The organism is Actinokineospora sp. (genome assembly GCF_050699995.1).
GTDB lineage: Bacteria > Actinomycetota > Actinomycetes > Mycobacteriales > Pseudonocardiaceae > Actinokineospora.
Genome location: NZ_JBOHGC010000090.1, coordinates 1 through 6,433, shown reverse-complemented (window position 1 = coordinate 6,433; position 6,433 = coordinate 1). Strand labels below are relative to the sequence as shown.

Genomic DNA, 6,433 nt, shown 5'->3' with positions numbered 1-6,433 from the left:
GTCGACGGCAGGCCGGTCCAGCCCGCCCACGGTCCCGCGCCGCTGCTGGTCGGCACCGCGGGCAACCCGGTCGAGCTGACCATCGCCCCCAAGGGCGGGGGCGAGAACCGTCGGGTGGTGGTCGTGCCCTTGCTCGACGACATGCCGCTGCGCTACCAGGCCTGGGTCGCGGGCAGGCGCGACCACGTCCACGCCGCGACCGGGGGAAAGGTCGGCTACCTGCACGTCCCCGACATGGTCGCCAGCGGCTGGGCCCAACTCCACCGCGACCTACGCCTGGAGATGCGCCGCGAAGCGGTGGTCGTCGACCTCCGGGAGAACCGCGGCGGCCATCTGTCGCAGCTGGTGATCGAGAAACTGAGCCGCAAGATCGTCGGCTGGTCCCGCGCCCGCGACGGCTACTACGACGAGACCTACCCCCTGGACGCCCCACGCGGCCCGATCGTCGCCGTCGCCGACGAGTTCTCCGGCTCCGACGGCGACATCGTCAACGCCGCCATCCAGGCCCTCGGCATCGGCCCGGTGGTCGGCACCAGGACCTGGGGCGGGGTCATCGGGATCGACAACAGGTACCACCTGGTCGACGGCACCCTGATCACCCAACCCCGCTACGCCACCTGGATGCGCGGCCCCGGCTGGGGCGTCGAGAACTACGGCGTGGCCCCGGACGTCGAGGTCGTGGTCACCCCCCAAGACCACGCCGCGGCCCGCGACCCCCAACTGGACACAGCCATCCGCCTCGCCCTGGAGGGCTTATCGGCGAACCCGGCCGCCACTCCACCCGACCTGCCCGCCTTGGACTGACCACGACAAAGCCCGGAAGCGCGACGACGAGTCTGTTCGGCTGGTCAAAGGGTTGCGGACGCGGGATGGTGTCGGTCGACTGTCGTGTCAGGGCAGTGATGCGGGCAGGTCGAAGGCGGGGAAGTGTTCCGCGCCGATGAAGGAGGTGATCTCGGCGATTCTGTTGTCGCGGAAGGTGAGGACGTTGATCGACCACGCGGTGTGTTCGCCCACGCCGGTGGCGCAGAGGTAGGACGCCACGGCCGGTTGGCTGTTCGCTGTGGTGACGAGGTGGCGCCAGGTCCCGCAGCTGCCCATGGGGACCTGGGTGGCGAAGTCGGCGACCGCCGTCAAACCCTGGTACCAGTGCGGCAGCGGTGGCATCGACCACGTGACGTCCTCGGTCAGCAGCGCGACCAGTGCTGCCGCGTCGCCGCGTTCGAGGGCGGTGGCGTAGTCGGCGACCAGTTCGCGCAGGCGGGTGTCGTCGAGTTTGCGCAGGGTCTGCTGTTGCGTGTGGGTCGGGACCCTCTCGGCGATGATCTTGCGGGCTCGGGCCAAGGCGGAGTTCACCGACGTGGTCGAGGTATTCATCACGGTGGCGATCTCCGCCGCGGAGAAGCCGAGGACCTCGAAGAGCAGCAGTGCCGCCCGCTGGTTGCCGGGGAGGTGTTGCAGCGCGGCGACGAAGGCGAGTTCGACGGCTTCGCGTTGCTCGTAGCGGGCGCCCGGCGCGTTCGGGCCGAAGTCCCCGCCCGGGTATGGGCCCAGCCAGGCGACGTCGGTCAGCGGCGCTATCTCCGCCACCGCGCGGGTGCTCGACGGGCCGAGGTCGACCGGCATGGCCCGCCTGCCGCGCGTGCCGACGGCGTCCAGGCACGTGCGGGTGGCCACCGTGTAGAGCCACGAGCGCAGCGAAGCGCGGCCCTCGAACCCCGCGAGGCCACGCCACGCCCGCAGCAGCGCGTCCTGCAGAGCGTCGTCGGCGTCGTGGGTGGAGCCGAGCATGCGGTAGCAGTGCGCGTGCAGTTCCCGGCGCAGCGGGCGGACGAGGCGGTCGAAGGCCTCGTCGTCCCCGGCGCGGGCGAGCGCCACATCGGGGTCCACCGCGGAAACTTCGCTCACGAGCGACGATTCTGCCCCATCACGGGAGTCTCCATTCCGAAACGACCACATCGGAGGACCCCATGAACCCCACCGTCACCGCCCGCACCCTCGCCGTCCCCGGCGCGCGCCTGCACTATGAGGTCCGCGGCGATGGGCCGCTCGTCGCGCTTATCGGCGCACCCATGAACGCGGACTCCTTCGCGCCGCTGGCGGACTTGCTCTCCGCCGACCACACCGTGCTCACCGCCGACCCGCGCGGCATCAACCGCAGTTCCGTGGACGACCCGGACGCCGACTCGACCCCCGAGCTTCGCGCAGCCGACCTGGCCCGGCTCATCACCCACCTCGACGCCGGCCCGGCGACCGTCTTCGGCTCCAGCGGCGGCGCCGGCACCGCCCTCGCCCTCGTCCAGGCCCACCCCGAGCAGGTCCGGGCCGTCATCGCCCACGAGCCTCCGCTCGGCGAGCTGCTCGACGACCGCGACCAGGTCCGCGCGAACACCGCGGACATGATCGCCACCCACCTGGCGGGCGACGCCACCGGTGCTTGGCGCAAGTTCCTGGCGCAAGCCAACATCTTTCTGCCCGAACCGGTGTTCCAGCAGATGTTCGGCGGGGAACGCGAGCCGCGGCAGTTCGCCGACGAGCGGTTCTGGTTCGCGCACGAACTGCTCCCGTCGACCTGCTGGCAGCCTGACCTCGCCGCCCTGCGCGCGGTCGCGTCCCGCGTCGCGATCGGCGTCGGCGAGGAGTCAGCGGGCCAGTTCTGTGACCGCACGTCGAACGCCCTCGCCGCCGCGCTCGGCATCGAGCCCACGGCCTTCCCCGGCGGCCACATCGGCTTCGTCGACGACCCGGCGGCGTTCGACACCCGACTGCGCGAGGTCCTCAGCGCGAGCTTCCCGGCACCATGGGGAGCATGGGATTCGACGGCGACACCGAGCGAATGATCCGGGCGAACGAAGCCAACTGGGACGCGCGCACACCCATTCACGTGGCCAGTGACTTCTACGGCGTGGCCACCCGCGACCCGGCTGACTGGTTCGCCGACTACGAGTGGTCCGACCTCGGCGACCTCCAGGGCAAGGACGTGGCCCACCTGCAGTGCCACATCGGCGCCGAGACCCTCGCGTTCGCGCACCGCGGCGCGCGGGTGGTGGGGCTCGACATCAGCGGCGAGTCCGTGGTGGCCGCCCGACGGCTCGCCGAGGCCGCCGGGGTGACCGTCGAGTACGTCAAGTCCGACGTCTACGCCGCGGCGGAGGCGTTGGGGCGCAACAAGTTCGACATCGTCTACAGCGGCAAGGGCGCGCTGTGCTACCTGCCTGACCTCCCCGCGTGGGCGGCGCAGGTCAGCGCCCTGCTGCGCCCAGGCGGCCAGTTCTACCTCGTCGACTTCCACCCGCTGCTCGACGCGCTCGGGCCGATCCCGGCCGCCGACGGGAGCCAGGACCTGCTGCTGCGGCACGACTACCTCGGCGGCCGCGGCCACCTCCGGATGGACGGATCACGCACCTACACCGACGGCCCGGCCCTGCCCGACGACCTGGCCTACTACGAGTGGCGCCACGGCCTCGGCGAGATCGTCACAGCGCTCGTCCGGTCCGGTCTGCGGATCACCCTGTTGCGCGAGTCCGAGGAACTCCCCTGGCCGCGCTGGGAGGCGATGACCAGCACCGGAGGGGCATGGCACCGGCTGCCGGAAAGCGCTCCACACCTCCCGTTGATGTTCGCTGTCCAAGCCGTGAAGGAGCCATGATCGGCACGTTTCGGACAAACCAGCGTTCAGGGCAACGTAACCTGGTTGGGTGACGCCGACCTCGACTCCCGTGCCGCCGGCACCGCTGCCCCCGAGTCCATCGCGACCCGGCAGGCGCGGGCTGGTCGGCAGGCTGTTGGTCGCCGCCGTCCTCCTGGTCACCGTCGGCGGCGCCGCGATGCTGGTCGTCAAGGCCAACGAACCCGTCGAGCGCGAGACCGCGCAACGGTTCCAGGTGCCCGACCTCGATGTCCTGCCGGGCACCGCCCTCGCCCAGGCCAGGTCCCTGCCGAGCGGCTCGGACGTGCGCCTCTGGGCGGAGAAGGTCGGCCCCGCGACGGACATCCCGGTCCGCACGCTGATCGCCTATGTCAACGCCGATCTCGCGACCCGCGCCGACAACCCCGGCTGCAACCTGACGTGGGCCACGCTCGCGGGCATCGGCCGCGTCGAGTCCCACCACGGCCACTTCCGCGGTACCCGCGTCACCGACGAGGGCACCCTGACCAAGCCGATCATCGGCGTGCCGCTCAACGGATCACCCGGGGTGCAGGCCATCCGCGACACCGACGGCGGCACGCTCGACGGCGACCGCGAGTGGGACCGGGCGGTCGGCTCGATGCAGTTCCTCCCGACCACGTGGGGCAAGTGGGCCAAGCGCGCCAGCGGCGACGGCGCCACGCCCGACCCGCAGAACGTCGACGACGCGGCCCTGACCGCGGCCCGCTACCTGTGCGCGAGCGGCGGCGACCTCGCCACCGGCGAAGGCTGGTGGAAGGCCGTGTTCACCTACAACAAGTCACTGCAGTACGGCCGCGACGTCTACAGCGGCGCCGACGCCTACGCCCGCAAGGTCGCCGAACTCGGGTGACCCCTCAGCGGTCGCGCCGCAGTGCGATCCGCGCGTTCACCTCGCCGAGCGCTTCCTGGTATTCCGGCAGCGGGTTCATCGCCACCGCCAGCCGCAGTTGAGTCAGCGCTTCGGCGAAACGGCTCTGCCGTTGCAGTGTGCGACCGAGCGCGAACATCGCGTAATGATCAGTGGGGTCCAGCTCCAGCACCCGGCGGAACGCCGCCTCGGCGCGCCCGAACTGCGCCGAGTTCAGATAGGCCCGCCCGGCCAGCGACTGCACGCTCGGCGCGTCCGGCGCCGCTTCCAGGACCGGCCCCAGCGCGGCGAGGGCGTCCAGGGGTCTGTGGTGCGCCACCAGGGACTCCGCCCGCCGGAACGCCTCGAAGGTACCGCTGCCGTCCTCGCTCATAATCCGCTCACAATACGGGTGGGAATGATGTTCCTCGACCTCCGTACGGGGGTTGGTCCGCGCGCCCCCGACGTGCCTTCGGCGAGCCGCCCACCGGCCCCGCTAGGCTCGTCTCGGAGTAGTAGCACGCTTTGTGAGGAGCACCACGTGGCGGTCATCGAGCAGGTCGGCGCACGCGAGATCCTGGACTCGCGCGGCAATCCCACCATTGAGGTGGAGGTCGCGCTGGACGACGGGACCCTGGCGCGAGCGGCGGTCCCGTCCGGGGCGTCGACGGGCGAGCACGAGGCCGTCGAGCTTCGCGACGGCGACCCGAAGCGCTACGGCGGCAAGGGCGTGGAGAAGGCCGTGACCGCGGTCCTCGACGAGATCGGTCCGGAGCTGGCGGGCATCGACGCGGTCGACCAGCGCATCGTCGACCAGAAGCTGGTCGACCTCGACGGGACGCCGGACAAGTCGCGCCTGGGCGCCAACGCCATCCTCGGCGTCTCCCTTGCCGTGGCGAAGGCGGCGGCCGAGTCCAGCGGCCTGGAGCTGTTCCGCTACCTCGGCGGCCCGAACGCGCACGTGTTGCCGGTGCCGATGCTGAACATCCTCAACGGTGGCGCGCACGCCGACACCGACGTCGACATCCAGGAGTTCATGATCGCGCCGATCGGCGCGGAGAGCTTCCGCGAGGGTCTGCGCTGGGGCACCGAGGTCTACCACTCGCTCAAGTCCGTGCTGAAGGCCAAGGGCCTGGGCACCGGCCTCGGCGACGAGGGCGGCTTCGCCCCGAGCCTGGGCAACAACCGCGAGGCGCTCGACCTGATCCTGACCGCCATCGAGAAGGCGGGCTACCGTCCCGGCCGCGACATCGCGCTCGCGCTCGACGTCGCCGCCACGGAGTTCTACTCCGATGGCGCGTACAGCTTCGAGGGCGCCAAGAAGAGCGCCGAGCAGCTGATCGCGTACTACACGCAGCTGATCAACGACTACCCGATGGTCTCCATCGAGGACCCGCTGTCCGAGGACGACTGGGACGGCTGGGTGCGCCTGACCGCCGAGATCGGCGAGCGCGTGCAGATCGTCGGCGACGACCTGTTCGTCACCAACCCGGACCGGCTCGAGGAGGGCATCGCCCGCCGCGCCGCGAACGCGCTGCTGGTGAAGGTCAACCAGATCGGCACCCTGTCGGAGACGCTCGACGCGGTCACCCTGGCCACGTCCTACGGCTACCGCAGCATGATGAGCCACCGCTCCGGCGAGACCGAGGACACCACGATCGCCGACCTCGCCGTCGCGACCGGCGTCGGCCAGATCAAGACCGGCGCCCCGGCGCGCGGTGAGCGCACCGCGAAGTACAACCAGCTGCTGCGCATCGAGGAGACCCTCGGCGACGCGGCGCGGTATGCGGGCGACCTCGCGTTCCCGCGCTTCACTCCGGAGTCCTGAGTCCGATGGCCGGGCGCGGAGGCGATCGGGGCGGCAGGCGCGGCGGGACCTCCGCCGCGCGCAGGCCCGAGAGTGTCCGCCGTACGCG

7 protein-coding genes are annotated in these 6,433 nt (G+C 71.3%); 5 read left to right on the top strand and 2 right to left on the bottom strand.

The genetic code is table 11. The features are described from left to right. A partial coding sequence (locus ACRDSQ_RS05430; RefSeq protein ID WP_431419332.1) for a S41 family peptidase occupies positions 1-804 on the top strand: 804 nt, incomplete at its 5' end. Positions 805-891: 87 nt separating this feature from the next. Here the strand turns inward: ACRDSQ_RS05430 and ACRDSQ_RS05425 are convergent. Further along, positions 892-1,908, bottom strand: coding sequence for a sigma-70 family RNA polymerase sigma factor (locus tag ACRDSQ_RS05425; RefSeq protein ID WP_431419331.1), 1,017 nt, complete (start codon positions 1,906-1,908; stop codon positions 892-894). A 62-nt stretch (positions 1,909-1,970) separates the two neighbouring features. On the opposite strand from ACRDSQ_RS05425, the gene ACRDSQ_RS05420 reads away from it, so the two are divergent. The 3 genes from ACRDSQ_RS05420 to ACRDSQ_RS05410 are packed head-to-tail and all read left to right on the top strand — an operon-like array spanning position 1,971 to position 4,520. Continuing rightward, positions 1,971-2,840 (top strand): alpha/beta fold hydrolase, encoded by an 870-nt coding sequence (locus ACRDSQ_RS05420; protein ID WP_431419330.1) that lies wholly within the window; start codon positions 1,971-1,973, stop codon positions 2,838-2,840. Next, entirely contained in the window at positions 2,810-3,649 is an 840-nt protein-coding gene (locus tag ACRDSQ_RS05415) for a class I SAM-dependent methyltransferase (protein ID WP_431419329.1), read from the top strand. The genes ACRDSQ_RS05420 and ACRDSQ_RS05415 overlap by 31 nt, the downstream gene beginning before the upstream one ends. Positions 3,650-3,698: 49 nt before the next feature. Next, complete coding sequence (locus ACRDSQ_RS05410; RefSeq protein ID WP_431419327.1) at positions 3,699-4,520, top strand: lytic transglycosylase domain-containing protein; 822 nt, start codon at positions 3,699-3,701, stop codon at positions 4,518-4,520. Between the two features lie 4 nt (positions 4,521-4,524). Here the strand turns inward: ACRDSQ_RS05410 and ACRDSQ_RS05405 are convergent, their stop codons facing one another. Next, positions 4,525-4,911 (bottom strand): tetratricopeptide repeat protein, encoded by a 387-nt coding sequence (locus ACRDSQ_RS05405; RefSeq protein ID WP_431419325.1) that lies wholly within the window; start codon positions 4,909-4,911, stop codon positions 4,525-4,527. Positions 4,912-5,058: 147 nt separating this feature from the next. Between ACRDSQ_RS05405 and eno the strand changes: the two genes are divergently transcribed. Further along, positions 5,059-6,345, top strand: coding sequence for a phosphopyruvate hydratase (eno, locus tag ACRDSQ_RS05400; protein WP_431419323.1), 1,287 nt, complete (start codon positions 5,059-5,061; stop codon positions 6,343-6,345). Positions 6,346-6,433 lie beyond the last annotated feature (88 nt).